At 66.7% G+C, this 26,067-nt stretch carries 28 protein-coding genes and 2 pseudogenes; 19 read left to right on the top strand and 11 right to left on the bottom strand.

Features of this window, described 5'->3' with window-relative positions:
* Positions 1-145: 145 nt before the first annotated feature.
* The 6 genes from AB0J58_RS08730 to AB0J58_RS08705 form a co-directional block, all read right to left on the bottom strand.
* Positions 146-325, bottom strand: a complete 180-nt coding sequence (locus AB0J58_RS08730; protein WP_364212177.1) for a hypothetical protein — start codon at positions 323-325, stop codon at positions 146-148.
* A 26-nt stretch (positions 326-351) separates the two neighbouring features.
* On the bottom strand, positions 352-1,425 hold the full coding sequence (locus tag AB0J58_RS08725) for an RNase adapter RapZ (RefSeq protein WP_364212174.1): 1,074 nt from the start codon (positions 1,423-1,425) through the stop codon (positions 352-354).
* 17 nt (positions 1,426-1,442) lie between these two features.
* Positions 1,443-1,895 carry a DUF3307 domain-containing protein gene (locus AB0J58_RS08720; protein ID WP_364212171.1) on the bottom strand — a complete coding sequence of 151 codons (453 nt, stop codon included), beginning with the start codon at positions 1,893-1,895 and terminating at the stop codon, positions 1,443-1,445.
* Positions 1,896-1,913: 18 nt separating this feature from the next.
* On the bottom strand, positions 1,914-2,084 hold the full coding sequence (locus tag AB0J58_RS08715; RefSeq protein WP_364212168.1) for a hypothetical protein: 171 nt from the start codon (positions 2,082-2,084) through the stop codon (positions 1,914-1,916).
* Between the two features lie 2 nt (positions 2,085-2,086).
* Entirely contained in the window at positions 2,087-2,443 is a 357-nt protein-coding gene (locus AB0J58_RS08710) for a WhiB family transcriptional regulator (RefSeq protein ID WP_364212165.1), read from the bottom strand.
* A gap of 213 nt (positions 2,444-2,656) precedes the next feature.
* Complete coding sequence (locus tag AB0J58_RS08705; protein ID WP_364212162.1) at positions 2,657-2,827, bottom strand: hypothetical protein; 171 nt, start codon at positions 2,825-2,827, stop codon at positions 2,657-2,659.
* A gap of 116 nt (positions 2,828-2,943) precedes the next feature.
* Here AB0J58_RS08705 and AB0J58_RS08700 point away from each other — a divergent pair, with 116 nt between their 5' ends.
* From AB0J58_RS08700 to AB0J58_RS08685, 4 genes are all read left to right on the top strand, one after another.
* Positions 2,944-3,354: a winged helix-turn-helix domain-containing protein gene (locus tag AB0J58_RS08700; RefSeq protein WP_364212159.1), complete on the top strand. Its 411-nt coding sequence runs from the start codon at positions 2,944-2,946 to the stop codon at positions 3,352-3,354.
* A gap of 86 nt (positions 3,355-3,440) precedes the next feature.
* Positions 3,441-4,616, top strand: coding sequence for a hypothetical protein (locus AB0J58_RS08695; protein WP_364212156.1), 1,176 nt, complete (start codon positions 3,441-3,443; stop codon positions 4,614-4,616).
* A gap of 4 nt (positions 4,617-4,620) precedes the next feature.
* Positions 4,621-5,181, top strand: a complete 561-nt coding sequence (locus tag AB0J58_RS08690) for a cysteine hydrolase (protein WP_364212153.1) — start codon at positions 4,621-4,623, stop codon at positions 5,179-5,181.
* A 52-nt stretch (positions 5,182-5,233) separates the two neighbouring features.
* Positions 5,234-6,214, top strand: a complete 981-nt coding sequence (locus tag AB0J58_RS08685; protein ID WP_364212150.1) for a hypothetical protein — start codon at positions 5,234-5,236, stop codon at positions 6,212-6,214.
* A 1,404-nt stretch (positions 6,215-7,618) separates the two neighbouring features.
* Here the strand turns inward: AB0J58_RS08685 and AB0J58_RS08680 are convergent.
* The gene (locus AB0J58_RS08680) at positions 7,619-8,068 is read right to left on the bottom strand and encodes a hypothetical protein (RefSeq protein ID WP_364212147.1); all 450 of its coding nucleotides are present in this window, start codon (positions 8,066-8,068) and stop codon (positions 7,619-7,621) included.
* 378 nt (positions 8,069-8,446) lie between these two features.
* On the opposite strand from AB0J58_RS08680, the gene AB0J58_RS08675 reads away from it, so the two are divergent.
* Positions 8,447-8,632, top strand: a complete 186-nt coding sequence (locus AB0J58_RS08675) for a hypothetical protein (RefSeq protein WP_364212144.1) — start codon at positions 8,447-8,449, stop codon at positions 8,630-8,632.
* 108 nt (positions 8,633-8,740) lie between these two features.
* Here AB0J58_RS08675 and AB0J58_RS08670 read toward each other — a convergent pair.
* Positions 8,741-8,848 (bottom strand): annotated as a pseudogene (locus tag AB0J58_RS08670) (tyrosine-type recombinase/integrase); the annotation flags it as partial.
* 184 nt (positions 8,849-9,032) lie between these two features.
* On the opposite strand from AB0J58_RS08670, the gene AB0J58_RS08665 reads away from it, so the two are divergent.
* Together AB0J58_RS08665 and AB0J58_RS08660 are read left to right on the top strand one after the other, a co-directional pair.
* A complete protein-coding gene (locus AB0J58_RS08665; RefSeq protein ID WP_364212141.1) occupies positions 9,033-9,794 on the top strand; it encodes a MerR family transcriptional regulator in 762 nt (253 codons plus the stop codon).
* 321 nt (positions 9,795-10,115) lie between these two features.
* Positions 10,116-10,835 (top strand): annotated as a pseudogene (locus AB0J58_RS08660) (transposase); the annotation flags it as partial.
* A gap of 105 nt (positions 10,836-10,940) precedes the next feature.
* Here the strand turns inward: AB0J58_RS08660 and AB0J58_RS08655 are convergent.
* Positions 10,941-11,867 carry an ADP-ribosylglycohydrolase family protein gene (locus AB0J58_RS08655; RefSeq protein ID WP_364212138.1) on the bottom strand — a complete coding sequence of 309 codons (927 nt, stop codon included), beginning with the start codon at positions 11,865-11,867 and terminating at the stop codon, positions 10,941-10,943.
* 270 nt (positions 11,868-12,137) lie between these two features.
* Here AB0J58_RS08655 and AB0J58_RS08650 point away from each other — a divergent pair, with 270 nt between their 5' ends.
* Both AB0J58_RS08650 and AB0J58_RS08645 read left to right on the top strand, forming a co-directional pair.
* The gene (locus AB0J58_RS08650) at positions 12,138-12,743 is read left to right on the top strand and encodes a hypothetical protein (RefSeq protein ID WP_364212135.1); all 606 of its coding nucleotides are present in this window, start codon (positions 12,138-12,140) and stop codon (positions 12,741-12,743) included.
* A 182-nt stretch (positions 12,744-12,925) separates the two neighbouring features.
* Positions 12,926-13,114: a hypothetical protein gene (locus AB0J58_RS08645; RefSeq protein ID WP_364212132.1), complete on the top strand. Its 189-nt coding sequence runs from the start codon at positions 12,926-12,928 to the stop codon at positions 13,112-13,114.
* 202 nt (positions 13,115-13,316) lie between these two features.
* Here the strand turns inward: AB0J58_RS08645 and AB0J58_RS08640 are convergent, their stop codons facing one another.
* Entirely contained in the window at positions 13,317-14,117 is an 801-nt protein-coding gene (locus AB0J58_RS08640) for a class I SAM-dependent methyltransferase (RefSeq protein ID WP_364212129.1), read from the bottom strand.
* A 185-nt stretch (positions 14,118-14,302) separates the two neighbouring features.
* On the opposite strand from AB0J58_RS08640, the gene AB0J58_RS08635 reads away from it, so the two are divergent.
* From AB0J58_RS08635 to AB0J58_RS08590, 10 genes are all read left to right on the top strand, one after another.
* Positions 14,303-14,755: a hypothetical protein gene (locus tag AB0J58_RS08635; protein WP_364212126.1), complete on the top strand. Its 453-nt coding sequence runs from the start codon at positions 14,303-14,305 to the stop codon at positions 14,753-14,755.
* 746 nt (positions 14,756-15,501) lie between these two features.
* Positions 15,502-17,028, top strand: a complete 1,527-nt coding sequence (locus AB0J58_RS08630; protein ID WP_364212122.1) for a sugar ABC transporter ATP-binding protein — start codon at positions 15,502-15,504, stop codon at positions 17,026-17,028.
* Positions 17,025-18,011: an ABC transporter permease gene (locus AB0J58_RS08625; protein WP_364212119.1), complete on the top strand. Its 987-nt coding sequence runs from the start codon at positions 17,025-17,027 to the stop codon at positions 18,009-18,011. The genes AB0J58_RS08630 and AB0J58_RS08625 overlap by 4 nt, the downstream gene beginning before the upstream one ends.
* A gap of 66 nt (positions 18,012-18,077) precedes the next feature.
* A complete protein-coding gene (locus tag AB0J58_RS08620; RefSeq protein ID WP_364212116.1) occupies positions 18,078-19,109 on the top strand; it encodes a sugar ABC transporter substrate-binding protein in 1,032 nt (343 codons plus the stop codon).
* 35 nt (positions 19,110-19,144) lie between these two features.
* Positions 19,145-19,924 (top strand): SDR family oxidoreductase, encoded by a 780-nt coding sequence (locus AB0J58_RS08615; RefSeq protein WP_364212113.1) that lies wholly within the window; start codon positions 19,145-19,147, stop codon positions 19,922-19,924.
* Between the two features lie 78 nt (positions 19,925-20,002).
* On the top strand, positions 20,003-21,397 hold the full coding sequence (locus tag AB0J58_RS08610) for an FAD-linked oxidase C-terminal domain-containing protein (protein WP_364212110.1): 1,395 nt from the start codon (positions 20,003-20,005) through the stop codon (positions 21,395-21,397).
* A 40-nt stretch (positions 21,398-21,437) separates the two neighbouring features.
* Positions 21,438-22,220: an alpha/beta hydrolase gene (locus tag AB0J58_RS08605; protein ID WP_364212107.1), complete on the top strand. Its 783-nt coding sequence runs from the start codon at positions 21,438-21,440 to the stop codon at positions 22,218-22,220.
* Positions 22,217-23,005, top strand: coding sequence for an SDR family NAD(P)-dependent oxidoreductase (locus AB0J58_RS08600; RefSeq protein WP_364212104.1), 789 nt, complete (start codon positions 22,217-22,219; stop codon positions 23,003-23,005). The genes AB0J58_RS08605 and AB0J58_RS08600 overlap by 4 nt, the downstream gene beginning before the upstream one ends.
* A 31-nt stretch (positions 23,006-23,036) precedes the next feature.
* Entirely contained in the window at positions 23,037-23,741 is a 705-nt protein-coding gene (locus AB0J58_RS08595) for a hypothetical protein (protein ID WP_364212101.1), read from the top strand.
* Between the two features lie 81 nt (positions 23,742-23,822).
* Complete coding sequence (locus tag AB0J58_RS08590) at positions 23,823-24,332, top strand: MarR family transcriptional regulator (protein WP_364212098.1); 510 nt, start codon at positions 23,823-23,825, stop codon at positions 24,330-24,332.
* A gap of 60 nt (positions 24,333-24,392) precedes the next feature.
* Here the strand turns inward: AB0J58_RS08590 and AB0J58_RS08585 are convergent, their stop codons facing one another.
* Positions 24,393-25,895 carry an aldehyde dehydrogenase gene (locus AB0J58_RS08585; protein ID WP_364212095.1) on the bottom strand — a complete coding sequence of 501 codons (1,503 nt, stop codon included), beginning with the start codon at positions 25,893-25,895 and terminating at the stop codon, positions 24,393-24,395.
* Between the last annotated feature and the right edge of the window lie 172 nt (positions 25,896-26,067).

The following is a 26,067-nucleotide window of genomic DNA, read 5'->3' as shown; positions in this document are numbered from 1 at the left end:
TGCACGCCCTGCCCGCCGGGCCGCAGCCCGGCGGCGGTCAGCTGGCGGCGGGTCAGCAGGTGCGGCGGCGACATCCGCCAGGGGTAGGTAGGGATTCCGTACCGGGAACCGGCCGGGTCCCAGAAACGGGCGCGGATGCGGCTCATCAGCTGGCCATCACCGTCGAGCGGTGGCCGTTGCCGCAGGTTCCCACGAACAGGCCAAAGGCGTCGTCGCTGTAGCCCACGACCGGCTGGCCGCATCCGCTGACCTGGCAGTTGTAGGCCATCGTGTACTGCGCATCGCGGTTTGTCGCGTACACCGCGAAGTCGGTCTTCTTGCCCATGTCGGCTTACTCCTTGATCGCTTGGACTACTTCTGGATGACGGGCTTGGTGATGTCGCGGTGCTCGACGCTGACCGCGATGCCCTGGGTGCGCAGGGTCTGGCCGATCTCCTCGGCCAGCGCCACCGAGCGGTGGCGCCCGCCGACGCACCCGGTGGCGACCGTGACCGGCCGATCGGGGCAGGCGAGGGCGGCCAGGGCGCGGGCGGTCGAGGCGGTGTGGCAGATCAGGGGGCGGGCACCGGGGGTGTTCAGCACGTGCCGGCGAACGGCGGGGTGCAGGCCGGTCAGCTGACGCATGGCGGGATCGTGGTGGGGGTTGCGCAGGTTCCGGCGGGCATCGATGGTCACATCGGCGTCCGGGGCGGGGCTGTGGCCGTAGCCGAAGGAGGTGATGAGGACCTGCACAGGAGCGGAGGCGGCAGGGGCGGGCCGGTCGAGGACGTCGCGCAACAGGTCCTCGTGCGCGGCGAACACCCTCCCGCCATACGTCGCCTCCAGATAGGCAGCCAGGGCGGCGTAGCTGTTGGCGCGCACCCACGCGGCACGGGCGGCGTCGTCGGCCCCTGTCACGGGGGGCAGGTTGCCGCGGGCAACGGCCCCCAGGTGGTCCCAGGCGGGTACGGTCACCATCCATGCCTCATCGGAGGCGCGGGGGTCGGGGACGTGACGGGCCGGGAGGGGATCGAAGTTTCCGCCGCCGCCCAGGAACAGGCCGGTCTCTTCGCCCAGTTCCCGGGCCGCGGCATCGGCCGGGTTCTCTCCGGGGTCCACCGTGCCGCCGGGCAGTGCCCAGCCGTGGCCGTCGCCGCGCTCGACCATGACCAGCCAGCGGTGTCCGTGTTCGTCGGTGGCGGTCACGATGGCGTCGGCGCAGACCTGCTCTCCCCAGTGCCCGAGCTCGTTGCGGCCGTAGCGGATGCCGGTCGGCGCGCCGGGGCTGACCGGGCGGCCGTTCACCACGGCGAAGGGGATTGCGGCGGCGGCCTGGCGGGCGGGCCAGTCGATGCGGGTGGGGTCGGTCTGCGGGTCGGCCCATCCGTCGCGGATACCGATGGTCAGCACGTCGGGGTGGGTGTAGGTGTGGGTGTTCTCGTTCATGTCGTCTCCGTTGCAGGTCAGGCGGCGATGATCAGGGCAGTGATGAACAGCCATCCGATGTGCCAGGACTGATCCAGGGCATAGGCGCCGGTGCCCAGGTGCGGGGCATCCGTCGTGCCGGGCCGGGGGGCGCCCAGCTCGTAGAAACCGCGCTTGCCGAGCCGGTCGGCGAGCCGGGCGAGGGTGGTCCGCCGATCAGCCCAGTAGTGGCTGATGGCGTCCACCGCGAGTCCGGCCAGCAGCACCAGCGGGGACAGTGCCAGGCCGGTCACCAGGGCGAGCGCGGCGATGGCGGCGGCCTTGGTCGCGGTGAGGGTGGCCACGTGCCGGATGCAGGCCAGCCGTCCGGCGGCGGTGGGGGCTCCCTTGGCGCAAGCCTGGCCGTGGGTCTGCACCCAGTGATCCCCCACCGAGTGGGCGGCGAACAGGGCCGCGAACACCGCGGCGAAGGTGGCGAGATTGCTGGTCATGAGGTTCACCTGTGGGGGCTAGAAACCGGAGTGGGAGCGGGCCAGAGTGCGGCAGGTGCCGCAGCGGGAGACGTGCCGGGCGCCGTGGGAGCGGCACAGCTCCACCTGGCCACGCGGCTTACGGCAGCGCGGGCAGCTGGTGGCGGTACCGTGCTCGTGCTCGCAGTCGATGCACTGGAAGCGGCTCATGATCAGGCCACCTCGGTCCGCTGCTCGATCAGCCCGAAAGTGGCCAGCAGGTCGGCCAGGCCGTTGACCTCGGAAGCGGTGAGACCGGCCCACACCCCGTGCTCGGGGCGCAGGCGCACCGCGCGGTCTCGGCACAGATGGCGGACCGGGCACTCGGCGCAGACCTCGCGGGCCACCTGCTCCCGCGCGGCCTGCTCGTCGGCAGGCTCGGCGGTGAAGGTGTCCGGGCCGGTGTGCAGCTCGGGGTCCAGCCCGCACAGCGCGCCCTCGGCCAGCTGGCGCGACAGACCATCGGTGACGGCATCGAACAAGACCAGGGCGGGGTGAGCGGCGGGGAACGGGATCGCGGGGGTGCTCATCGGTGCATCCCGCACTGGCCAGTGCCCTCGCACACGCCACAAATCTGGGTGGAAGTCATCCATCCACCACCGCCGCAGCAGTGGCAGGGGTCCCGGTGCGCATTGGCCGGGGACGTCAGGTAGGTCATGCTGGTTGTGCTCCTTGTACCGGAGTGGAGGGGCGGCCCCGCGTCTTGGCGGATAGGGGTCGCCCCGTTTTCATAGGCGGGAGAGTCAGCCAAGACCACTGGCGAAGGTCACCAGCGCGTCAGCCACCGTCATCAGGCCGTTGAAGGCATTCGTGGTGACGACAGCGGCTTTGGCCGGCTCTCGGACGACGAAGACCACCAGGCAGGCCAGGAGGACGAACGGCAGAAGGCGGCGGGGCTTAGCGGTCGGGATCATCGGTGACTTCCCTTCGAGATGAGTGTCTTAAGACGCTCGATCTGTCTCAAGACAGTAATTAAGAGCGGAGGGCTCGTCAAGCCTTCTGTCGTAAGACGGTTGAGTACGCTTGATCCGTGGAGAAGCGGAGTCCCCGCGGGGACGCAGACCGCCATGCGAGCAAGAAGCTCGCCGCTGTTCTGCGCACTGACATTGCAGAGGGGCGATACGCCCCCGGTACTCGACTGCCCTCCTACCGGCAGCTCGCCGAGAGGCACGGAGTCGTGGTCAACACCGCTCAGGCAGCAGTACGGCTGCTCCAGGCGGAAGGCCGAGTGACGATCCAACCGGGCAGCGGCACGGTTGTCCGGGCAGAGCCTGACGCGCTTCCGGAAGATCTGCGGGGCGAACTGGAAGAGGTTCGGGGTCAGTTGCGCCAGACCCAGGAAGCCCTGTCCGCAGCCGAGAAGGCCGTGACGGCTCTCCTTGGGCGACTCCCCAGCGGGGCCTCTGTGGAGACTCGGCGGGAACCGGGCAACTCGGGCTGACCGGACGGTTTCTTTCATGCCTCAAGAGTTGCTGTGACGTTTGGTAAGCAGTAGACGACGCGAATAGACGCGAAGGGACACCCCCCATGTCCGGAGAGAGTGCACGCGCCGGCGGCAAGCAGCTCACCCCGAACAACGTCCTGATCACCAAACGGCAGGCCCTGGGGTGGAGTCGCAACCGAGCCGCACGAGAGCTTGAACGCATTGGCCGAGGTCGAGGGCTGAGCGTTCCGGAGATCGGAACGATCGAGAAGGCCCTTTATCGTCACGAAACGGGCCGTGCCGTCTGTCGAGATCCGCTCTATGTTGAGCTGTACTGCCTTGCCTATGAAGCAACGGCTCAGGACCTATTCGGGGAAATCGAACCAACCTCCGCCGTAAATGGCGAAAGGTTCGGAGTCCGTTCCCATAAGTTCGTTGCCGCTTACATCGGGGCTAAACAGGTCGAAGCGCTTGTCACCGATGGAGCGGTAGCCGAGGCTCCGCCTCGATGCGACCTCGAATGCCATGCGACAGAAGTAACGCACGTCGAGGGAGAGAGCTGTCTCTACGTTTGGCCGTTCGGTGTCGCTCTCTTCCATGTCGCCGAGGAACTTGAACTTCCCAACATCGCACGCTTGGCCGTGTGGCGCAGGAGGACCTACGAAAGAGAGTTGGAATGGGCTTCGCGTTATCTTTCCAACTTAACTGGATTCTCAACTGAGGCATCCTATGTCCTAAGCACATACTGGCTTCATACGCCATCATGGCAGGGGCATGAAATAGATGCAGCACTCCGCATCATGTGTGCGCCGCGAGTGCTTCTGGAGAGAGACTCAGAGGCTACGGAGTCGTCACTTGCTCATGCGGAGCTAGTTGAACGTTCCTTGCTGTCCGAAGGATATGCACCAGCGGAAATGGTTTCCTTTGGGATCAAAGGCATCTCGATCGGCTACGCCTCATGGTCTGGAGTCGTGTACTGCCCGACTGCTCCTCGGCGCGCGCTGGCAGAAGACGAGCTTGTCACCATGGAACTGGCCACTCAAGCGATATGGGCATACTGCGAGTACATCAACCGGCAGGTAGAACAAGGAGTCGATCCCAAAGTGCCTGAGCTGTACGGCTGGCGCTTCCTACGCGGTGTCCGTTCCAGGCTGACAAATGCTCGCCCACAGGAGACCGGGCAACATCGGTCCATGCGTACCGCGATCCTTGATACGAGCGGCCTTATCGACCACCTGTCCCAGGCGATCGACATCCTTAGAGAAACCAGCGAAAGGTGAGACCGTGTTCAATAGTTCTGCGGTTCTGATCGTGGTAGATGTTCAGAACGGGTTCGTTCGGGAAGAGTCGGCTCACGTCGTTCCGGTCATTGTGGACCTGGTAGACCGCTGGCAGGCTGCGGGTGGTGACGTGGTCTTCACTCGTTACTTCAACTATGCCGGAAGCAACTTCGAACGGCTGTTTAATTGGTCCAAGCTCATGGGATCGCCTGAGACGGACATCGTTCCCGAACTTATTTCCTACGCGAACAAGGCGACGGCCGTTGTCGACAAGACTGTGTACAGCTTCTTCAACGAAGAGGGGGAAGCTCTCGTACGTGACCACGGATGGACTGACATCTACATCTGTGGAATCGCGACAGAAAGCTGTGTCCTTAAGACTGCGGTCGACGCATTCGACTGCGGTGACCACCTGACACCATGGCTCATCGAAGATGCTTCGGCTAGCCACGCCGGACAAGCAGCTCACGATGCTGGAATTCTGGTGACCTCTCGGTTCATCGGCCCAAACCAGATAATCAAGACCGCCGATATCCCATGGACAAAGCTCACCATAACAGCGTGATCCTACACTCCTTGCTGATTTACAATTCTCGGCATCCGACATAGGAAGATAAATGCTAAATGAGCTTCTCCCCGGAGTTCGCGAAATACGCGCACCTCTCGCCGCAGGCTATCTTTGGGCAGCGCTCATTTGGCTCATATGGGGAAGGCATTTACCAGACGCAAGTCATGCCACCGATGTCCTTTCGGACCTATACGCCTTAAGCAAGAACATCAGCCCAATTGCAATTGGGATCGCAGCCAGCTTCCTTGCCTACTTAATAGGAATATTATCTATCTCGCTTTCGGACTGGATGACCGGCTATATAGAAAATCGCCTTAACGTTAGCGTCCGCTACGAAAGACGCCTCCGGGGAATTAAAGATCACACGAAGTTTATGAGGAAGGCAAAAAAACTTCAAAAGCGTGTAGATAAAAATGAGGTTATCCAAAGGCTGCGCGAAACTCTTGAGCAGCGACTAGAGCCTCATCGCGAATCGATCGCCAAAGAGGTATTTGAAAACAAAACCAGAGAAAAATTGAACGTCATTCGAAGCAAGATGCGCCACCCGAGCGCCTCCAATCGGATGCTTAATAAGAGCGGAGAGTTCGATGAATACTTTGTTAGTGACGTACAAACAATCGTCATAGACGATCTAATTGTGGCCCTAGAGCGGGATTTGCCTCTCGTGCCCGCACGATTACTCGGCCACGACTCTGAACTATACAACGTCTATGATCGCCTTCAAGCAGAAGCTCAATTTCGGGCCGGAGTCGCTCTACCCATAGGTTTTCTCTCTATATCTCTAGGAATTATCGTTCACCCCGCCTGGCTATTAATTATCCTTCCGATCATCGCAATATTTACAACTTCGCTAAGAAAGCGTCGCGAAGGTCTATATATACTTGCTGAATCCATGTTAGCAGGAAGAGTGGAGTCTCCTGTTTTTGAGCGACTGGAACGAATCACTGAAGCTAGTTTGCTAGATCGCTTGATAGAGGATTCCGATGACGACTCCGGAAAACCCGATGCAAAAGTGACTCCGATTCTCTAGTCGAAACTCCAGGAGATGTGAGCTTCTACTTTCAAAACCTGACGTCCTATAACACCTAAAGAGCCTCACGACACACCTTGAACTCATCAGATAGTCTACGGCCATGATCATTCCCAATGCCTTCCCAAACCATGAGGCGTAGACGGAGGATGACAATGTTTTCGCAGGCGAGCGAGGCAAGCGGCTCCGATAGTCCCCTTGACTTCTAATCCGACGGTCGCAGGTTCGAATCCTGCAGGGTGCGCGGTCAAGACCAGGTCATCTAGCCACTGACCTGGTCTTTTTCTTGCCAGGGGTACGCCCCCCTCAGGCAGCTGTGCCACTGATCGCGGATCATACGCGGAATGCCCGAGGCTCCGTTTTCCCAGGTGGGACCGGCGGCTCCGGAGACTCGTGGAAGGATTCCGAGCCCTCCGGGGCACGTCGCAGGGTGGTTCGCTATGTCGAGGTGTGGCACGATGCGCTTCATGACGACCCGAAAGGCCGATGCCGCGTAGACGGCCGCGCATCCTCCGTGCGCAGGTGTGGGCGAATCGCCGACGCTACCGCCCAGCTCCCCAGATTCCCGGCCTCTCCAGCCGGACCCGTGCGGCCATCGCACGAATCGAGCTCCAGCGTCTAGGACCTGGAGCCATCGTCGGTGCCTTCGCCGAATACGAGCGGTTCCTCCGGCAGCCCGGCCGCTACCTCTATCTGCCCGAAGCGAACTGTCCTTGCTGCGACCCGGCAGAGGCCCGGAACACACTGGAATACGCCCTGCGACGTCTTCGATCCCCGGCCAAGGCAGAGCTTTCACGAATCGTGACGCGGCTGGACGAGGAGTTCTACCGCCGGACCATCCCGGCCCCTTGGGCGCGTTACTACCCATGGCGCTTCGGCGGATGGTGGCACCACCGCATTCACGAACGATGATCATCTCTACACGGCGAAGGGTCCCGGTGTGAGCCGGGACCCTTCGCTCTCATGGTGTTCCTATGGGATCTCACACGGTGAGCGCGGCCAGGATGCGCTGGTTGGCCACCTCGCGTTGGCCGTCGATGCACTTGGCGTAGACCCTGAGCATCACGTCCACCCCGTGACCGGCCCACATAGGCCACGGCGAAGTCGTACCAGGTGCGCGCGTCCTTCGCCTCGGCCATCGGCGTCGGCAGACCGCTCGCCAGGTCGAAGGACTCACCGTTCTTGGCCGCCTGCCGTAGCCGCGACAGGAAGCTCTCGGCCAGCCCCTTGATCTTGAAGGTCGCGGACTTCTCCCGATTGCCCACCGTGCGAGACGATGCGCGGCTTCCTGCCCTGCCCCACACCGTACGTAGGCCGCCCCACCGCCTAAAGGTTCATCCGGCCAGTGGCCCAACGTTTCGCGGCTCTTCCGGCACCTGCGACCTGGCGTCGGCCGCTCGCTCCCTACGTGTTCGACCTCATCGAGGCCCACAGCACAGTGACCACAGAGATCCCCATTGCGGAGAGAAACAGGATCACGGGGAGAAACCCGAGGACGTCCACGCCCCAGCCGAACGACCCGATAACCGATCTGAGAGTCCCGGAAATCGCGAACAGCCCCATCAGGGCAGTAAAAAGCCGGAGGGCCGAGGACATCACCAGACGTTTACGCGGTCCATCGACTGCTTCCCCCGGCAAGGGCTTGGGATACTCCTGCCTGCGTGCTTTGACCAGCCCCCGCACACCGACTCCCAGGTAGGGCGCCACGGCAAGAACACCGATGACGATGAACACCCAGTCGAGCAGTTCGCGTACGGTGCCACCCGCCCAGAAGGTCAACGTGAGGACCTTGACCACCAGTGCCAGCACCATCAGGACGAGCGCCAACTTAGACCACACCGGCATCTTGGACACGCAGTGATTATGGAGCCGGCAAGCCCTCAGGAGAAGTCCAATGGCCCCACCTCTCCAGCTCGGTTCCGTCTATGCCCGGTGGCGTCACATCGCCGCGACCGGTACCGCCCTCACGATCGCCTGGTTGTGGTCAATCGCCGTACGTGGCTGGGAGCGATCGGTCGGCCGGGACTTCCTTCCCAATGAATCGCTCCAGGTTCGGTGGAGATCCTGATGATCCCTGATCTTCCCGCCTATCACGTCCAGGCAGAGCCCAGCGGCCCAAGGGTCAGGGGCCAAGGTCGCCCGTCCAGTAGGGCGCTCCACCTTGGCCCGCTTGCCGAGGCAGACCGGAAGATCCGGCTAGAAAGGGGATTCTGGCCGTAATACCTTCACGTCATGACCTCTGTCGAGATCTCGATGACCTTTGCTCTACTAAGCGTGGCCATCACGCTGATCGCAAGAGCACGGCGGCCAGGTCGGACTGATCAGGAGCGTAAGCAGGCACGCACGGCAGTAACCATGATGTTCACCTTCTGGTTCGGCGCGATCCTTCTCGGAAAGATCATTCTCTGGACGAGTTGATATCAGGCCGACGCTCTGGCGGTGAGTGTGCCAGCCGTGCCCGTCGCGTGCCCTTCGCTTGCCCGTCAGGAGAGTGATCAAGGGGGACTCATTCACGGTCAGTCCGATTCGACTGTGCCCCAGTGTCTTCATCACGGCTCGAAGCGAGGCGCCGAAGGCGAGGAGAAACGAGGCACAGGCATGGCGTAGATCGTGAAGCCTTAGATCGCCCGGCAGTAGGTGGTTCGTGGGGCCTGCCGATGATCGTCTGGTGTGTGTGAGCGGCGGGTACGCCGACGGATTCGGTCACCGGGTGTAACGGATAGCGGCATGTCCAGTGCGACTTGCGCTTTCCGTTGCGTCAACTCCTACGGTCGCTTGTGTGGCCGGACAGACCGGCCCGGCGAGGAAAGGTGCGGCCATGGCCTGGTCGATCGCGGATGTGGCCCGGATGTCCGGGGTGACGTCCCGGACCCTGCGTCACTACGACGAGATCGGCTTGCTTGCTCCCGCGTACATCGGCAGCAACGGCCATCGCTACTACGAGCAGGCTGAACTGCTGCGGCTGCAGCAGATCCTGCTGATGCGGGAACTCGGCCTGGGGCTGCGGGAGATCGCAGCGGTCCTGGAGCGCCAGGTTGACCAGGTGGCCGCGCTGCGCGAGCACCAGCACAGGCTGCTGGCCGAGCGGGACCGCCTCGACGTGCTCGCCCACACGGTCGCCCGCACCATCGCGGAACTGGAAGAGGACGAGGAGACACCCGACATGGGAAACATCAGCAGGCCGGAGAACTTGTTCACCGGCTTCGACACCGCCCGCTACGAGTCGCCTGCCCGCACGCAGTGGCCCGACCAGGCGCAGCAGTCGGCGCAGTTCGCCGCCACGCTCACCGAGACGGAGATGGAGCGGCTGCAGGGTGAGGCGACCGCGGCGATGGTCCGTATGGCCGGGTTCCTGCAGGCAGCCACGCCGGTGACCGACCCCGCGGTGCAGGCCGAGGTCGACGCCCATTACCAGGGCATCTGCCGGATGTGGACACCGGACGCGGCCGCGTTCAAGGCCCTGGGGCAGAACTACGTCGACGACGCGCAGTGGCGCGCGGCCTACGACCAGGTCGCTGCCGGGCTGGCCGAATACCAGAGGGGCGCCATGGTCGCCTACGCCGACGCCCGGCCGAGCTGACCGGTCGCCGCCTGCTGGGGGCTGCAGACCCCCAGCAAGCCGGCGCTTCCACCCGGTCCCATCTCCTGGCGGCGCCTCCCGTACGGCCCCGCCCCTGGAGTACCCTCTGTGATCCCCGTCCACCGCCGTGAGGACAACGAACTCCTCGGCTACCTGCGCCCCGTTGAAGGCGCTCTGGGCCGGTTTGTCCCGGCCACTCTCTTCGGCCACCCGCTCAGCGGACCGGGCGGCGAGGACCACGCCCGCCGGTGCTTGGACCGCGCCGGACTGGACTACCTGGCCCAGGAATGGCTGCTGTCTCTGCCCGGCCGCCCGGATCCCTTCGAACACGTGATTGCCGCGCTGGTGCACGGCTCCGGTTACGAACGGATCGCCGGCCCCGGCTGCTCGGACCGCACCATCAGACGCCGCGTCGACTACTGGTCTCAGCCGGGCATTGCCGAGCGGATTCACGCGCTCGCCCTGGAAGCGTACGATCGCATGATCGGCCTGGAGCCGGGCGAGCTGTCCGTGGACGGCTGCATTACCAAGGCCCCCTGAGGCGGGGAGGTCGCCGGGCGCTCGCCGGCGGACCGGGGCAGGCAGGGCCTGAAGCGCTCGGTGGCCACCGAGGCGCGCGGTGTCCCGCTCGGCGTCGTGGCGGCCGGAGCCGACCGTCACGACTCCCCGCTGCTCGCGCCCACCCTGCAAGCCGCAAAAGAGCAGGTCGGCGAGCCAACCAAGCAGGTCAACGTGAATCTGGGCCGTGGCTACGACAGTGACAAGACCCGCGCCGCCCTGGCGGAGCTCGGCTTCACCGGCGAGATTGCCCGCAAGGACCTCTCCGCCCCGATCCAGGCCGACAAGCGCTGGGTGGTCGAACGCGGTCACGCGTGGATGAACGGCTTCGGCAAGCTGCGGCGCTGCACCGTGAAGCGCAGCCGCGTCGTGGACCTCTACCTCCACCTGTCCGCCGCGATCGTCACGCTGCGTATGCTGATCCGCCGCGCGACCCCGCTCTACCGCTGGGACGGCCGCCCCACGACCAAGCGCCTGAAGTGACGCCTACTGCCGGGCGCTCTTAGTCAGTGGAGCCCCACCAACAAGCGTGATCTGATTCTTCCCAACACCTTCCTACGGGATCAGGATCGATCGTCACCCCCAGTGTTACGTCCGAGAACCGCCTGAAGCGCCCGGTTCACGGCTGAGTGGTGGGACATCCGCCCACTCCGGTAGCGGCTCGCATCGCCTTCTCCACTCCGAAGGCGGACGGGCGATCCCTGAAGCCGCGATGATGCCGCCGACGATGGCGCAGGTGGTGTCGATGTCACCACCTGCCGCCGCGGTGGTCCACATGGCCGCTTCGAAGTCCTGGCGTTCGCGGGCGGCGCCCCAGAGGGTGAAGGGCACCGTGTCGTGCGCGCTGACCTGCCGCCCGTTGCCCAGCATCGTGGCGGCGAGGTCGGGATCACCGATGGTGAGGAGTCTCCTGGCCTCGGCGATGCCGTCGTGGACCATGCTCGCGGGCACGTGTTCCCTGACCCTGTCCAGGAACTCACCTGGTGAGAGACGAGGCTCCGTGACGGTCGTCGCCGCGGCCACGGCCACGGCCATCGCGCCGGCCACCGCTTCAGGGTGGGTGTGGGTGACCCGCGCCGACAGGGCGGCCTGGTGGATGACGCGCGCGAGATCATCGGCGAACCAGGCACCGAGCGGCGCCACCCGCATCGCGGCGCCGTTGCCCCACGACCCCTTGCCGTCGAACAGCTCGGCCGAGAGCGTCCGCCAGTCACCGCCCTCGCGGACGAGACGGAGCATCCGGTTGGTGGCCGGGCCGTACCCGCGGTCGAAGTCGTGACGGGTGGCGAAGCCGACGGCGAGCCGATCCTGGTCGACGGTGCCGTGGTCGGCCAGGACTCGGTAGACGGAGCACGCCATCTCGGTGTCATCGGTCCACTGCCACGGAGCAGGCGGAAGCAAGCGGTCGGAGAAGGCCCGTCGATTGGCCGGAACGAAGAACTGGGAACCGAAGGCGTCGCCCAAAGCCAGGCCGTGAAGAGACGCGGTAGCACGCACAAGAAGGCTGGAGGACATCTCCTTCATTGTGGGGTACGCCGCATCTTCACCGTCATGACGGGAGAAGCGGCCCTTGGGCACGGACGTGTTCTCCATGCCGGCCGAGCGGGTGGTGAAAGTCCTACGGGACCGCTTCGAAATCACAGTTGTACCGTCCCGGAGCTGTCGATCAACCTGACGCAGAAGAGCGCGAGCGCTATACCTGTTTCGACAAGGTCCTGGTCGTCGGCCCGGGTTACTATCACCTACCATTCCGGAGGCCGGGCAGTAGAGCATGGAGATGGTGGCATGGGGGGCGGTGGTGCCGAGTTCACCGAGGACCGTGTCAACCAGTGGCTGGGTGTGTATCAGGCCAACCTGCTCTACGCACAGGAGCGCGGTCGAGGCGAGGACCGACGGATCTGGGCGCGGGTCGCCTTCGCCGCGCTCGACGGGCTCGAACGGGCCGGCTGTCCCGCGCGGGATGTGAACACGCGACGCTTCAACCTCCGGGCGTTGCTCATCACCGACCCTGGGCCCAACGGTGACCCGTTGTGGAGCCCGGAGCAGCTGGCCGTGGACGTTCTAAGGAATCTGCCGTTGAGCCTGGAGCAGGCGCGTGAGTGGGCGGCGGACTGGACAGCACGTCCGCGGCACGAGATGCAGGCTCTGCGCACCTGCAAGAGCCTGATCAAGCCAATGGAACTGGTCGCCGGGTTGCGTCCCCGGCCGCTCTTCCGGATCGCCGCACCTGAGCCGGCCGTACCCAAAAAAGTTGGGCCTCCAGGTCTTCTGACCGGTGGGACGAGATGGGCGGCTAACGGCACCGGCGGCCGGACCACCCGCACCCTCCGGTGTCGGACCGGTTCCTCCCCGGGAAGGTGGCGCGAACGGGGACGCGTGTTCGATACATAGCGGAATCCCCTTCCCTTCGCGACTCAGGCCGGACAGCTGCGGGAGTGCCCCGAACTTCAACCGTTGTCCGGATGCCGCGCAAAGTTGAACCGGCTCTCTCCAGGTAGTCATATGAGTGCGCACAGCAATGGAGAGGCGGTCCGCAGCAGGCGGGCCGCCCTCGCCCAAAGGAGAAGACCGCGATGAACCGCAGCACGATCGCCGCTGGGCTGATCACTCTCGGCGCCGTCCTGGCCGCGCCCGCGCTAGCCGCCGGTCCGGCTCACGCGACGGCCTCCCCCTCCGACCCGTGGGACGGACTCGGGATCGGGATCGGGAACGGAGTCGGGACCGGGATGCTCCTCGACTACGGGAACATCGGCATCCTCTAGGGGTAACCACACAGGTCTGTGAACGCCGACGGCCTCGTTCCCCTCCAGGACGAGGCCGTCACCGCGAGGCGGCACCGCCGCCCGCCTACGGCGTCTCGCCGACGGCGGAGGGAGCGTTCCCGCAAGGTCTCAGCCGGTGAGCGCGACCAGGCGCGCCGGTCGCCCGCCACCCGCCCTCACCGCGCTTTTCGGCACGCGCCTTTCAGCACGTACGACGACGCGCGACCCGCAACTCGGTCAGATAGCGCTTGCTGATCCGGCCACCGTGACGCTCGTCGATCAGAGACCCGATGCAGCCCAGGAGATCGGCCCGCGCTCCGTTCTCCAGCGCCCGATGACCGGAGTAGGTGCGCAGCACGTCCAGGTACCGCGCGGTCGAGTAGGACAGCTCCCACTCGTAGCGACGGAAGACGGCCGGCCCGAACCGTGCCGTCCCTTCCAGCTCCGCGGTGTCGGCGGGAATCTCCGCTGAGGCACGCAGACGCAGTCCCGGCGGGGTCGACGGGTCGAAGCGCTCATAGCAGTCCTGCGCCTCGCGGAAGAAGTCCTGGCTGCCACCGGCGACATGATGCGTGCTGATCGTGGCCAGCGCGCCCTCGACGCGCAGGGCGTCGGCCGCTCTCTCCACCCGCACCGCCGGGTCGATCCAGTGAAACGCCGTCGCCGAGACCACGACGTCGAACGGCTGTCGCGGCAGCGGCCAATCCTCGAATGCCGAGTTCTCAACGGCGACCAGCGGGAAGCGCGCCAGATTGCGGCGGGCGACGACGGCCATCGCCGTACCGAGTTCCACCGCGACGATCTGACAGCCTCGCTCGGCCAGCGGCACGGTGGCCTGCCCCGTGCCGCAGCCGATCTCCAGCACCCGACATCCCGCACGGGCCCCGGCCAGATCGGCCAGATCGTCGAACAGCTCGGACGGATAGCCCGGTCGAGCCCGATCGTACAGTTCGGCATCCTCGGTGAAGGTCTCGCGCAACCTTTCCCGATCGCTCTCGGCCATGTTCGAAGGCTAACCCGTACCGCCGCGGATCAGCAGAGAAGTCGGATCTGACCGGGGAGGTGGTTCTGAGACGGTCCGTACCGCGTAAACGCAGGCGAAATTCCTTTCCGCGACACGCTCGCCGGTCATGACGGTTCCCCACCCGTCGACGTTGATCACCCAAGGTGAGAGCATGGAAGCGATATGTGGTCGGCACGCCGATCGCCTGGCTTGCCCGGGTGCCCGTGGTGGTGGCGGGGCGGCGTAGCCTGAGTGTCTTCAAGCGGGTCCGGTACGGGAGTTACCCGTTGGAACGCGTCGCCACCCGGCTGACGCGGCACGTGGTGGCCAACGCCGTGGCCGTGGCGGAGGACGCCAGGAGGGTGGAGAACCTCCCGCACGAGAAGCTCAGCGTGATCTACAACAGCCTGCCCGACTCGGCCTTCCTGCCCGCCGCGCCGACTCGGATCCAGAAGATGGGCTGGTGGCGAGGGTTCGACGGCCGGTTGACACTGGGGGCGACCTCTCTCTGGACAGGCGAGACCGTGATGGAGGAACTCTCATCCGGCTACGGGACACCCGGCTTCCAGGCGAGTTCCGTAGATTTCCCCATCCGGGCTGCCGGCTGGTCACCGGCTCACTCGGCGCCACCGAGGTGAGCTTCGTCGTCGACGTCACACCGGACCGCTGAGCGGGAAAGCCGGGGAGACGTCACACCGGACCAACGGCTGAAAAAGCCGCGGAAGGGACCTCGGCGCCCGCCGGTCCGGGCCCCGGTGTCCTGGCTCCGGCCGCCGCCTGGAGGGACCGTCAGGTGGCCCGGAGGTGGAACCGCTGGCAGATGTCGTCCAGCCACGACCACTGCGCGATGTCGGCGAGGTCGGGCGCCTTGCCTCACCGCCCAGACCGGGGACCAAGCGGAACTGGGAGCCGGTCGGCGCGGCGCGGGCCGCCGGGGCCGTCAGCAGAACGGCGATCACACTCAGGACCGTCGCGACGGGCCGGACGACCACCTCCGCACACTCCGGGCAGTCCCGCGGAGTCGACAACCATTTCTGTTAACCCTTAAGGGATTCAAGATTCATCCGCACGCTCAGCGCTCGGCCCGCCAGAGCCGCCGAGCCATGCCCGACACCGCCGGAAGCCCTCAACGCGACCGGCAACCCATGATCAAAATCAGGCATACATGCTCTCTGAAGTGGCAATACACTACATGCGCATCGAGCGGAGCGCCAACGGATGATAGACACGCCCTCCGGCGGGGCCGACCGGCCCACCAAGGCTCAACTCGATGAAAATATGTTACCTCTAACCTATTGATAGGTAACATGCGTGACCTTAAGGTGCCGATATGCGAAACGATGTCGGCGGCCATGGTGCACGCGCGGCCAAGGGAGACACCGTCTTGGAACCACTGCACACGCCAGGGGCGGCGAACGGCGGAGCTCCGCTGCTCGCCGGCGAGGGACTGGGTAAGTCCTTCGGGGCCAACAGAGCCGTAGACGATGTGTCGCTGGGCCTGTACGCGGGTGAGGTGCACGCCCTCGCCGGAGAGAACGGCTCGGGCAAGTCCACGGTGCTGAGGTGTCTCGCCGGCGCCCACCGTCCCGACCAGGGACGACTCCTCATGAACGGGAACGAGGTGAGCTGGGGTTCGATCAGGGCAGCTTCGAACCGGGGCGTCTGCCTGGTGAGCCAGGAGCTCTCACTCGTCCCCCGGATGACCGTCGCCGACAACGTGATGCTCGCGCACGCCCAGGTCGGCCGGTACGGGATCGCCAACCGCAGGATGATCAACCAGCTGGCCCGTGAGTACCTGGACCGGGTCGGGCTGGACATCCCGCTCACCGCGCTGATCAGCGAGCTCCCCATCCACCAGAGGCAGCTCATCGAGATCGCCCGGGCTCTGTCGATGGATCCGCAGGTGCTCCTGCTGGACGAGCCGACCTCCTCTTTGGAACGTGCCGAAGCCGAAGTGGTCCTCGCACTGGCTCGGTCACTGGCCGACGACGGGATGGCCGTCGCCTTCATCTCCCACCGGATGCAGGAACTCATCGACATCTCCGACCGGGTCACCGTGATGCGCGACGGCAAGGTCACCGGCCGGCGTGAACCAGGTTCGGAATGGGACGGGGAATGGGTGACGGCGGCGATGGTCGGCCGTGACATCGACCTCAGCCGGCGGGCCAAGCCGCTGTCCGGAAGGGAAACGCTGCTCGAGGTGGACGGGCTCTCCGACTCCGACGGCCGGGTTCGCGAGGTCTCGCTCTCGGTGGCCCGCGGCGAGATCGTGGGGCTCGCCGGTCTGGTGGGCGCGGGGCGAACCGAGTTCCTGGAGACCCTCTACGGGGCTCGGCCCCGCGGCGCGGGCACGGTCAGGCTGAACACCCGGGAACTTCCCGCCTCCAGCATCCGGGCCGCCATGGACATCGGGATGTACCTGATCCCCGACGACCGGCTGGGCAAGTCCCTGGTGCCCACGATGAACGTCGCGGAGAACACCTTCCTGGTCCACGAACCGCGCGGCTACCTGCGCTCCCCTCGCGAGGAGGAGAAGGGGGCACGGGGCCTGGCGAAGCGGATGGGCATCTCGGTCGCCGACGTACGGAACAGGATCGGCAGCCTGTCCGGCGGTAACCAGCAGAAGACGATCTTCGCCCGCTACCTGCGCCAGTCCCCGGCGGTCCTGCTCCTGGACGAGCCCACCCGCGGCATCGACATCGCGGCGAAGGCCGCCATCTACTCACTTCTGGACGAACTCAGCGCCGATGGCATGGGCGTCCTCGTCGCTTCATCGGAGTTGGAGGAACTCATGCAGTTGTGTCATCGGGTGCTCGTCATGTTCGAGGGGAGGATCGTGGCCGAGTTCGCACAGGACCAGCTGACCGAGGACGCGATCGCGGCCGCCGCGACCGGACTGGTCGCGGCATGAGCGGCCACGGCGGAACAGCCGGCACCCTGCGACGGCCGGCGGGCCTGACGGCACGTCAACTGCCTTCCTACAGCGCCGTGCTCGGCCTGCTGATAGTGATCGTCCTGTTCTTCTCCTTTTCCGCGCCGGGCTTCCTCAGCAGCGGCAACATCAACAGCCTGCTCGGCAGCGCCGCCATCGTCGCGGTACTGGGTCTCGGGATGACGCCGACCATCATCAGCGGCGGCATCGACCTCTCCGTGGCCTCGTCCGCCGTGCTGTGCGCGGTCGTCTGCGCCGAGGTCGCCTCGATCGCGGGAACGCCGGCCGGGGCGCTGGCCGCGCTGGTCTGCGGTTGCGTGGTGGGAGCGGTCAACGGAGTGCTGATCTCGGTCTTCGGGATGAACGCCTTCGTGATCACCCTCGCCGGGATGCAGGCGTTCCGCGGTCTGGCCCGGCTGCTCGTGGGCGACCAGACGATGACCCTGGAAGACAGCGACTTCAGCAACTTCGTGAACTACCAACTGGGCCCGCTGACCCTGCCGATCTGGCTGCTGCTCATCCTGACGGTCCTGGGAGTCCTCCTGCTGCGCCGGACCTACTTCGGCAGGAACGTCTTCGCGATCGGCGGCAACGAGACGGCGGCGACCCTGGCGGGTATCCCGGTATGGCGCACCAAGCTCCTGGTCTACGTGCTCTCCGGCCTGTGCGCCGGTATCGCCGCCATCTTCACCGTCGGCCTCAATGCCGACTCCGCTTCCCCCAGCGTCCTGGTGGGCGTCGAACTCACCGCGGCCGCCGCGGTCCTGCTCGGCGGCACCAGCCTGACCGGCGGTTCGGGAACCCTCGTCGGGACCGTCATAGCGGCGATCTTCTTCTCGGCGCTCTCCCAGGGACTCAACCTGCTGGGTATCACCGCCACCTACTGGCAGCTGATCATCACCGGTCTGCTGCTCGTAGCCGCGGTCGTCATCGACCGCGTGCGCGCCAAGTCCGAGATATGACCCCGTCCGTTCAAACCACCGTCCGGCGGCGGATTCGCCCAATCAAGTTCATGAGAGTAGGCCCCCATGCGTAAGAAGATCGTTCCCGCTGTCCTGGGCGTTGGAGCGCTCCTGGTCACGGCGGCGTGCGGCAGCGACACCGCCGCCACCGACGCCACCTCCGCGAGCGCCTCCGAGAAGAAGGCCTGTTCGGTGGGGTTCGCCAATCCCACCGGTCAGAACTCCTACACCGGGGCCGTGGTGGAGAGCCTGAAGATCCAGGTGGAGAAGTACGGCTGCAAGTTCAGCATGCTGGACTCCCAGCTCAACGTTAACCAGCAGATCACCGACGTGCAGACCTTCATCACCCAGAAGGTCGACGCGCTTGTGATCTTCCCGCTGGACTACACCGCGCAGAAGGCCATCCTCACCAAAGCGGCGGATGCCGGAATCGGTGTCTTCGGCGACAACGCGGACGTCAACGCGACTCAGGCGGACCAGCTGACCCCTCCGCTGACCGGCCAGCTCATCGACGGTCACCTCGACCGCGCGTTCGTGGAGGAGCGCTTCAAGTACCTCTCGGAGAAGCTACCCGGAGGCGCCGGTAAAGTGACGTTCATCGGCTTCGGTGGCCCGGTCGCGCCGCTTGACAAGGACTGGGAACTGACCCAGGAAGTGGCCAAGGACTACCCGAAGATCGAACTCCTCGGGCGGATCAACAACCCCACCGACGATGTCGCAGGTGCCCAGGCGCCCGCGGCCGCCGAGCTGACCAAGCACCCGGACCTCAGCGCGTTCATCTCCTATAACGACCCGACCGCGATCGGTGCCGCTGCGGCGATCAAGAACGCCGGCAAGCAGGGCAAGGTGCTCAGCCTTGGCGCCCAGCTGCAGCCCGAGGGCGTCACCGCGCTGCAGAAGCAGCAGATCGATGTCTCCTGGGACTTCGAGCCCGTGGTCGAGGGCAAGAAGCTGGCCGAGATCGTCCTCGCCTGGATCAAGGGCGACAAGGCCGCCGCGGCACAGGTGGTCACGGGTGGTTACACGAAGTACACCCGTGACAACATCGGCGACTTCGTCCCGACGGAGAAGCAGCTGGAAGCCCTCAGGGCCGAGTGAACCGGAACGTAGGAAACGGAGAGAAGGGAGCTGACATGACTCAGTCTGTGGACCCGCTGTCCGTGGACGGCACCCGCATCGTGGTGACGGGCGGCGTCTCCGGCATCGGACACGCCATCGCCCTCGGGCTCGCCGAACGCGGCGCCCGGGTGGCGGTCCTCGACCTGCCCGGCGCCCGGCTGGAGGAGGCGGGCCGAAAGGCCGCGGAAACGGGGCTTGAGCTCACTTACCACGGCGTGGACGTCTCTGACGAGGATGCGGTGGAGGCCGGTTTCGACGCCGCCCTGGCGGCGCTCGGTGGCATCGACGTCGTCTTCGCCAACGCCGGCATCGCGGGCACGGTCAAGCCGGTCACCGACTGGACCCTGCAGGAGTGGCGGCAGGTGATCTCCGTCAACCTCGATGGAGCGTTCCTCACCGCCCGCGCGGCGCTGCGCCGGATGGATCACGTGCTGGGCAAGAAGCTGATCTTCACTGCCTCGGTCTGGGGACAGCGGGGCAGCACGACCGCGCAGTGCGCCGGGTACTCGGCCTCCAAGAACGGCGTGATCGGGCTGACCAAGCAGCTGGCCGCCGACCTGGCCGCCGTCCAGGTCACGGTCAACGCCATCGCCCCCTCCGGGTTCGTCACCGACATCGCCGGCGGCATGATGAGGGACGAGACGGCGACCGCGCCGATGCTGGCCCGCCAGCCCTGGCACCGCTTCGTCGAGCCCACCGAGGCGGTGGGTCCCGCGGTCTTCCTCAGCAGCCGGGCCTCGGACCACGTGACCGGACATGTGCTCGCCCTGGAAGGCGGGTATCTGGCGGTATGAGATTTCCGGTTTGTCGGGTGGTAGCCGACGCGCGTACGGCCGACATCCCCGGCGCCCGCACCAGGGAACGGAGACCTCGTGCCTGAACTCCACCGGCTGGAAGAGGAACTGGCCGCCTGCCTGGGCGATGACCGGGCGTGGACGACGGACCCCGACGTGCTGGCCGCCTACTCCCGCGACGAATCGGCCTTCACGAGGTCGGGCAGACCGGCCGCCCTGGTCCGCCCGACCTCGACCGAGCAGGTCAGCGCGGTATGCCGGCTGGCCAGCCGGCTGCGCGTACCGATCGTGCCCAGGGGTGCGGGCACCGGACTCAGCGGGGGCTCCTGCGCCGTCGACGGCTGCATCATGCTCTCCCTGGAGCGCATGAACGCGATCGTGGAGATCGACACCGTCGACGCGGTGGCGGTCGTCCAGCCCGGCGTGCTGAACGCCCGGCTGAGGAAGGCGGTCGAGGCGGAGTCTCTGTTCTATCCGCCCGATCCCAGCAGCTACGAGATCGCCAGCATCGGCGGGAACGTGGCGACCAACGCCGGCGGGCTCTGCTGCGTGAAGTACGGCGTGACCCGCGACTACGTCATCGGGCTGGAGGTCGTCCTGCCGGATGGCCGCGTGCTGAGAACGGGACGGCGCACCCGCAAGGGAGTGGCGGGCCTGGACCTCACCGGGCTGATGGTGGGCTCCGAGGGCATCCTCGGGGTGATCACCGAGATCGTGGTACGGCTGGAACGCCACCCCGGCCCGCGGCGGTCCACCATTCTCGCCGAGTTCGGCTCGCTGGCCGAGGCGGCGGACGCGGTCAACGCGGTGACCCGGACGGTCCGGCCCGCCATGCTGGAGATCATGGACGCCACCGCCGTCGCAGCGGTGGAGCGGCACCGGCCGATGGGCATCGACGAAGGGGTCGCGGCCCTGCTCATCGCGGAGAGCGACCTGCTGGACGACGCCTCACGCGCAGCCGAGATCGCCGCGATGAGCGAGGCGATGGAACGGTCCGGAGCGCTGGCTGTCCATGCCACGGACGACCCGCAGGAATCCGAGATGCTCGTCGGGGTGCGCCGGATGGCGGGGACGGCGATGGAGGCCCTTGGCCGGGTCCTGATCGGCGACGTCGCCGTGCCGGTGTCCGCGCTGAACCCGCTGCTGACCGGCATCCAGGCGATAGCCGAGGACGAGGGGGCCTGGGTGGCGATCATCGGGCACGCCGGCGACGGCAACATGCATCCCACGATCATCTTCGACGCTCACGACCCCAAGCAGGAGTCCCGCGCCTATCGCACCTACCGGCGCATCTCCCGGCTCGGCCTGTCGCTCGGCGGCACCGTCACCGGCGAGCACGGCATCGGCACCCTCAAAAGCGAACTGCTCGCCGAAGAGATCGGTGAGGTGGGCGTCGCCGTCCACCGTGCCGTGAAACAGGCGCTCGACCCACTCGGAATCATGAACCCGGGCAAGGTCATCGCCACCCGGTAGTCAATCTGAATCCCTCCGTAGATACAGAGAGAGAGTAGACATGGACCCGAAGAACTACAGCGACACCGGCACCGGCCTGCCCATCCTGTTCAGCCACGGCAGCGTGATGGACCACACCATGTTCCGCTACCAGATCGAGGCGCTGAAGGACTCCTACCGGGTCATCGCCTTCGACCACCGGGCCGCCACCGACCGGTACGCCGACGAGTACGACCTGCACGATCTGGTGCAGGACTGCATCGACTTCGCCGACAGCCTGGGCATCGACAAGTTCGTGCTCGCCGGCATGTCGATGGGCGGCTTCATGGGACTGGAACTGGCGCTCAAGCACCAGGACCGGCTGGGCGGCCTGATCCTCATCGACACGATGGCCCACCCCTACACCCCCGAGCAGCAGGTCGAGTTCGGGCTGGCGTTCGACCCCCTCAACACCGAGGGACCGCTGTCGGAGGCGTTCGCCGAGTGGTGCGTGCCGCTGGTGTTCGGGCCCGACACCATCCAGGAGCAGCCGGAGCTGGTCGACCACTGGCTGAAGAAGTGGGCGGACCGGCCGGCGCGTTCGGTGTGGGGCGAGTACAACTCCTGGATCCGCAAGGCCGACCTGCTCCCCCGGCTCGGCGAGATCACCGTGCCCACGCTCGTCGTGCACGGACGCGACGACGTCGTGCTGCCGTTCGAGAAGTGCGGCAAGGCCCTGGCCGAGGGGATTCCCGGCGCCAAGCTCAGCGTCATCGAGCGGGCCGGTCACACCTCCAACGAGGAGCAGCCCGAGGCCGTCAACGCGGCGATCATCGAGTTCCTCTCGGGGATCGAGCGCTGGTGACCGAGACGCTACCCCCGTCCGGCGCCCTCGCGCCGGACGGGGCCGGCCGCCCGAGGGTGGCCGTGGTGACCGGTGCGGCATCCGGCATCGGCAGGGCGTGCGCGCTGCGGCTGGCCGCCGAGAACATCCCCAGCGTGCTGGTCGACCGCAGCGCCGAGGGACTGCGGTCGCTGGCCCTGCTGACCGGGCAGGAGACGGTACGGCTGGTGTCCGGTGACGTCTCCGACGCCGACGTCACCCGCGAAGCCGTCCGGGTGGCCTCGGAGGAGTTCGGCGGCCTGACCGACCTGTTCAACATCGCCGGGATCACCGGCCCCTCCGGATCGGTGGAGGAGCTGTCCGGTGAGGACTTCGACCGGGTGATGGCGGTCAACGTGCGCGGCGCCTTCCTGGGGATCCGGGCCGCGGTGCCCGTGATGAGGCGGACCGGTAGCGGCTGCATCGTCAACATGGCGTCCGCGATCGGCCTGGTCGGCGGGCGCGGCCAGGCCGGGTACACCGCGAGCAAGCACGCGGTCGTCGGGTTGACCAAGGCCGCTGCCCTGGATCTGGCGCCCTACCGCATCCGGGTGAACTGTGTCTGCCCGGGTGTGGTCGACACGCCGATGACCCAGGGGTCCGTCGCCGATCCCGCCCTGCGCGAGCGCTTCGAGCAGGCGCATCCGCTGGGCAGGTTCGCCGGACCCGATGAGGTCGCCGCCGCCGTCCTGTGGCTGGCGGGCGCGGACGCCGCGTTCGTCACCGGGACGGCTCTGACCGTCGACGGCGGTTACACGGCCGGATGAGCGATCACCGTCGTGCCTGGAGGGGCTCATCATGAGATCGACGACAACGCAGGCGGGCCACCGCCCGGACGGCGACCCGTGCTGGGTCGAGCTGCCATCCGAGGCGGGGGCCCCGCTCCTGCTCTGCTACACCACGCTGCTGGGGTGGAGATTCGACGAGAACGCGCACGTGGGCGGTTACCGCAGGTCCTGGGTGGGCGAGCGCAAGGTGGCGGGGATCGGCGGGCCGGCGCTGCCACGGCCGTCCGCCGGCTGGCGGGGGTATGTGTCCACCTCCGACCTGGCCGAGTCACTGCGTCGTACGGCCGCGGCCGGGGGCCGGCTGGTGACCGGTCCGGTGGATGTGTCGCCGGACGGGCTGTTCGCCCTGGTCGAGGACCCGGTGGGAGTGGCCGTCGGGCTGTTCCAGCCGGGCACGGACCGCGGTACCCAGGAAGCGTCCGACCAGGTGGGATGCGTGGCCGGATGGGTGCTGGAATCCCCGGATCCGGAGGCCAGCGTCGCCTTCCACCGGACCCTGTTCGGTTCGTGGCCCTCAGGGGTGCGGGCCGTGCCGAGCCTGACCGGCGACGGCACGTGGCGCGCGTGCTTCGCGGTGGGCGAGAACTCGTCCAGCTGGCACTCCGGTCGCGCGTGGCCGGTGTCCCAGCCGTCGGCGGACATCCGCGAGGTGACGGATATCGAGGGAAACCAGGTATTGATCCGGCGGATCGCCTCACCGGATCAGCCCGTCTGACCGTGCCATCCCAGCGGTGGGAGCGTAAACCGGCGGCGGCCTGGCAAACTGTCCTAGACAGAAAGGGCTGACGTGTCCCGCATGAGTGCCAGGACCCCGGATGTGGTCGACCTGATCCTCGATCAGTGGGCGAGACAGCTTCCGGATCTGGATGCCTCCCCACTGGCGGTTCTCGGACGACTGCACCGCAACTACCTGCGCTACCAGGCGCAGCTCGGCGAGCTGTTCGAGGAGTACGGCATCAACATGGCCGCCTTCGACGTACTGGCCGCGCTGCGCCGCAGTGGTCCTCCCTTCCAGCAGACGATCGGTGACCTCGCCGGAGTGACGATGGTCACCTCGGGCGGGATCACCCAGAGAGTGGACCGTCTGGAGGCGATGGGCCTGGTCGAGCGGGTCCGCGATGCCACCGACCGGCGGGTGGTCTACGTCACCCTCACCGACAAGGGCATCGAGACCGTCGACCGGGCGGCGTACGCGCACTTCTCCAACGAGAAGCGGATGCTGTCGGGCCTGACCGAGACCGAGCAGCGGCAACTCGCCCGCCTGCTGAAACAGCTGGAGCGCTCCCTGGAGTCCACGGGACGGTAGGACCTCCGGCACCGAAGGCACCGGCCAGAAACCACCGGCCGGTGCCTTCGGTGTGCCCGATCAACGGGCCCAGGGCAGAGGTGCCTCGTCCAGGCCCCAGTAGACGGCCTTGGTCCGGCTGTAGGTGCGGATCCCGTGACGGCCCTTCTCCGTGCCCAGGCCGCTCTCCTTCACTCCCCCGAAGGGGGTGGCGATGCTCAACTGCTTGTAGGTGTTGATCCAGACCGTGCCGGCCTGGATCCGCCTCGCGACGCGCCAGGCCCGCCGGTAGTCGCCGGTCCAGATTCCGCAGGCCAGGCCGAACACCGAATCGTTCGCCTGCCGGACCAGGTCGTCCTCGTCGTCGAAGGGGAGCACCACGGCGACGGGCCCGAAGATCTCCTCCTGGCAGACCGCCGCGTCGTTGCCCACCCCGTCCAGGATGGTCGGCAGGTAGTAGGCGCCGTTCGCGAACGTCTCCCCCTCGGGCACGCCTCCGCCGCAGACCACCCGCGCGCCCTCGGCCCTGGCCCGGTCGACCGCCGCGGCCACGCCGTCGCGGTGGCGGTGGTGTACGAGCGGCGCGACCTGGGTGCGCGGATCGTCACCGGGGCCGACGCGCAGGGCACGGGTGGCCTCGCTGAGGGCCCGCAGCACGTCGTCGTAGACCTCCCTGGCGATGAAGACCCGGGAGCCGGCGATGCAGCTCTGCCCAGTGGAGGAGAAGATCCCGTAGAGGATCCCGGCCACGGTCTGTTCCAGGTCGGCGTCCGCGAAGACGATCGTGGGCGACTTGCCGCCGAGCTCCAGGGATACCGGCATGAGCTTCTCGGCGGCGATCCCGGCGATGTGCCGGCCGGTGGACGTGCCACCGGTGAACGAGACCATGCCGACGGCCGGGTCCCGCACGATCGCGTCGCCGACGGTGGCACCGCCGCCGGGCAGGACCGAGACCAGGCCGGGGGGCAGGCCGGCGTCGGTGATGGCCCGTCCGAGGGCGAGGGAGACCAGCGGCGTCCAGGCGGCCGGCTTGAGCAGCACAGCGTTGCCCGCGGCCAGGGCCGGCGCGACCTTCTGCGCGTCGCTCGCGATCGGCGAGTTCCACGGGGTTATCGCGCCCACCACCCCGAAGGGCTCCTGGACGGTCATGGTGAGGTACGGGCCGCGGGGGGTGGTGAGCTCGCCGTCCCCGGTCTCCAGCGCCGCCGCCGTGTAACGGAACGTTCCGACGGCACTGGCCACCAGGGCGCGGGTCTCGGCGAGTGTCTTACCCGTGTTGAGGGTCTGCAGCGCGGCGATCCCCGCCGCGCGCCTCTCCAGCAGATCCGCGATGCGGTGCAGGTACCTCGCCCGCTCGTGTGGCGTGAGGTTCGCCCAGGACGGGTCGGCGGCCGCCAGACGCCCGGCCTCGACGGCCTCGCGCACATCCGCCACGCTCGCGCCGGCGAGTTCCGTGATCACCTCGCCGGTGGCCGGATTCGTCGGTGTCATCACCTCGCCCCCGCCACGTCGCCAGAGGCCGCCCACCAGGATCTGGTCCGGCGGCACCGGCTGCTCGTCGGTGGTGGTGACGGGGTCGGTCATGACAGCCTCCTGAGAGCAGGGATCGCTCGCCTTACTATGGATGAATACATTAGCCCTAATAGGCTCGTCTAGCATGACCGCGCCCTGCGATCCTCCTCCCCAATCTCTTCACGTCTGAAGATGCCACCAGAGCCACACGTACACGGCGGACCTCTTGCGGTTCGGGAGAGTA

It is taken from the genome of Streptosporangium sp. NPDC049644, from assembly GCF_040675205.1.
GTDB classification, from domain to species: domain Bacteria; phylum Actinomycetota; class Actinomycetes; order Streptosporangiales; family Streptosporangiaceae; genus Streptosporangium; species Streptosporangium fukuiense.
The sequence above is the reverse complement of the archived record's forward strand: the minus strand, read 5'-3'. Positions and strand labels throughout refer to the sequence as shown.

What these genes read in the sequence shown, in the direction of transcription:
- AB0J58_RS08650 (WP_364212135.1), top strand. Translation starts at nt 12,138, where the DNA reads ATGGGGGGCGGTGGTGCCGAGTTCACCGAGGACCGTGTCAACCAGTGG.
- AB0J58_RS08655 (WP_364212138.1), bottom strand. Translation starts at nt 11,867, where the DNA reads ATGTCCTCCAGCCTTCTTGTGCGTGCTACCGCGTCTCTTCACGGCCTG.
- AB0J58_RS08665 (WP_364212141.1), top strand. Translation starts at nt 9,033, where the DNA reads ATGGCCTGGTCGATCGCGGATGTGGCCCGGATGTCCGGGGTGACGTCC.
- AB0J58_RS08590 (WP_364212098.1), top strand. Translation starts at nt 23,823, where the DNA reads ATGAGTGCCAGGACCCCGGATGTGGTCGACCTGATCCTCGATCAGTGG.
- AB0J58_RS08625 (WP_364212119.1), top strand. Translation starts at nt 17,025, where the DNA reads ATGAGCGGCCACGGCGGAACAGCCGGCACCCTGCGACGGCCGGCGGGC.
- AB0J58_RS08725 (WP_364212174.1), bottom strand. Translation starts at nt 1,425, where the DNA reads ATGAACGAGAACACCCACACCTACACCCACCCCGACGTGCTGACCATC.
- AB0J58_RS08710 (WP_364212165.1), bottom strand. Translation starts at nt 2,443, where the DNA reads ATGAGCACCCCCGCGATCCCGTTCCCCGCCGCTCACCCCGCCCTGGTC.
- AB0J58_RS08595 (WP_364212101.1), top strand. Translation starts at nt 23,037, where the DNA reads ATGAGATCGACGACAACGCAGGCGGGCCACCGCCCGGACGGCGACCCG.
- AB0J58_RS08615 (WP_364212113.1), top strand. Translation starts at nt 19,145, where the DNA reads ATGACTCAGTCTGTGGACCCGCTGTCCGTGGACGGCACCCGCATCGTG.
- AB0J58_RS08675 (WP_364212144.1), top strand. Translation starts at nt 8,447, where the DNA reads ATGACCTCTGTCGAGATCTCGATGACCTTTGCTCTACTAAGCGTGGCC.
- AB0J58_RS08730 (WP_364212177.1), bottom strand. Translation starts at nt 325, where the DNA reads ATGGGCAAGAAGACCGACTTCGCGGTGTACGCGACAAACCGCGATGCG.
- AB0J58_RS08705 (WP_364212162.1), bottom strand. Translation starts at nt 2,827, where the DNA reads ATGATCCCGACCGCTAAGCCCCGCCGCCTTCTGCCGTTCGTCCTCCTG.
- AB0J58_RS08585 (WP_364212095.1), bottom strand. Translation starts at nt 25,895, where the DNA reads ATGACCGACCCCGTCACCACCACCGACGAGCAGCCGGTGCCGCCGGAC.
- AB0J58_RS08695 (WP_364212156.1), top strand. Translation starts at nt 3,441, where the DNA reads ATGTCCGGAGAGAGTGCACGCGCCGGCGGCAAGCAGCTCACCCCGAAC.
- AB0J58_RS08640 (WP_364212129.1), bottom strand. Translation starts at nt 14,117, where the DNA reads ATGGCCGAGAGCGATCGGGAAAGGTTGCGCGAGACCTTCACCGAGGAT.
- AB0J58_RS08715 (WP_364212168.1), bottom strand. Translation starts at nt 2,084, where the DNA reads ATGAGCCGCTTCCAGTGCATCGACTGCGAGCACGAGCACGGTACCGCC.
- AB0J58_RS08685 (WP_364212150.1), top strand. Translation starts at nt 5,234, where the DNA reads ATGCTAAATGAGCTTCTCCCCGGAGTTCGCGAAATACGCGCACCTCTC.
- AB0J58_RS08645 (WP_364212132.1), top strand. Translation starts at nt 12,926, where the DNA reads ATGAACCGCAGCACGATCGCCGCTGGGCTGATCACTCTCGGCGCCGTC.
- AB0J58_RS08720 (WP_364212171.1), bottom strand. Translation starts at nt 1,895, where the DNA reads ATGACCAGCAATCTCGCCACCTTCGCCGCGGTGTTCGCGGCCCTGTTC.
- AB0J58_RS08605 (WP_364212107.1), top strand. Translation starts at nt 21,438, where the DNA reads ATGGACCCGAAGAACTACAGCGACACCGGCACCGGCCTGCCCATCCTG.
- AB0J58_RS08620 (WP_364212116.1), top strand. Translation starts at nt 18,078, where the DNA reads ATGCGTAAGAAGATCGTTCCCGCTGTCCTGGGCGTTGGAGCGCTCCTG.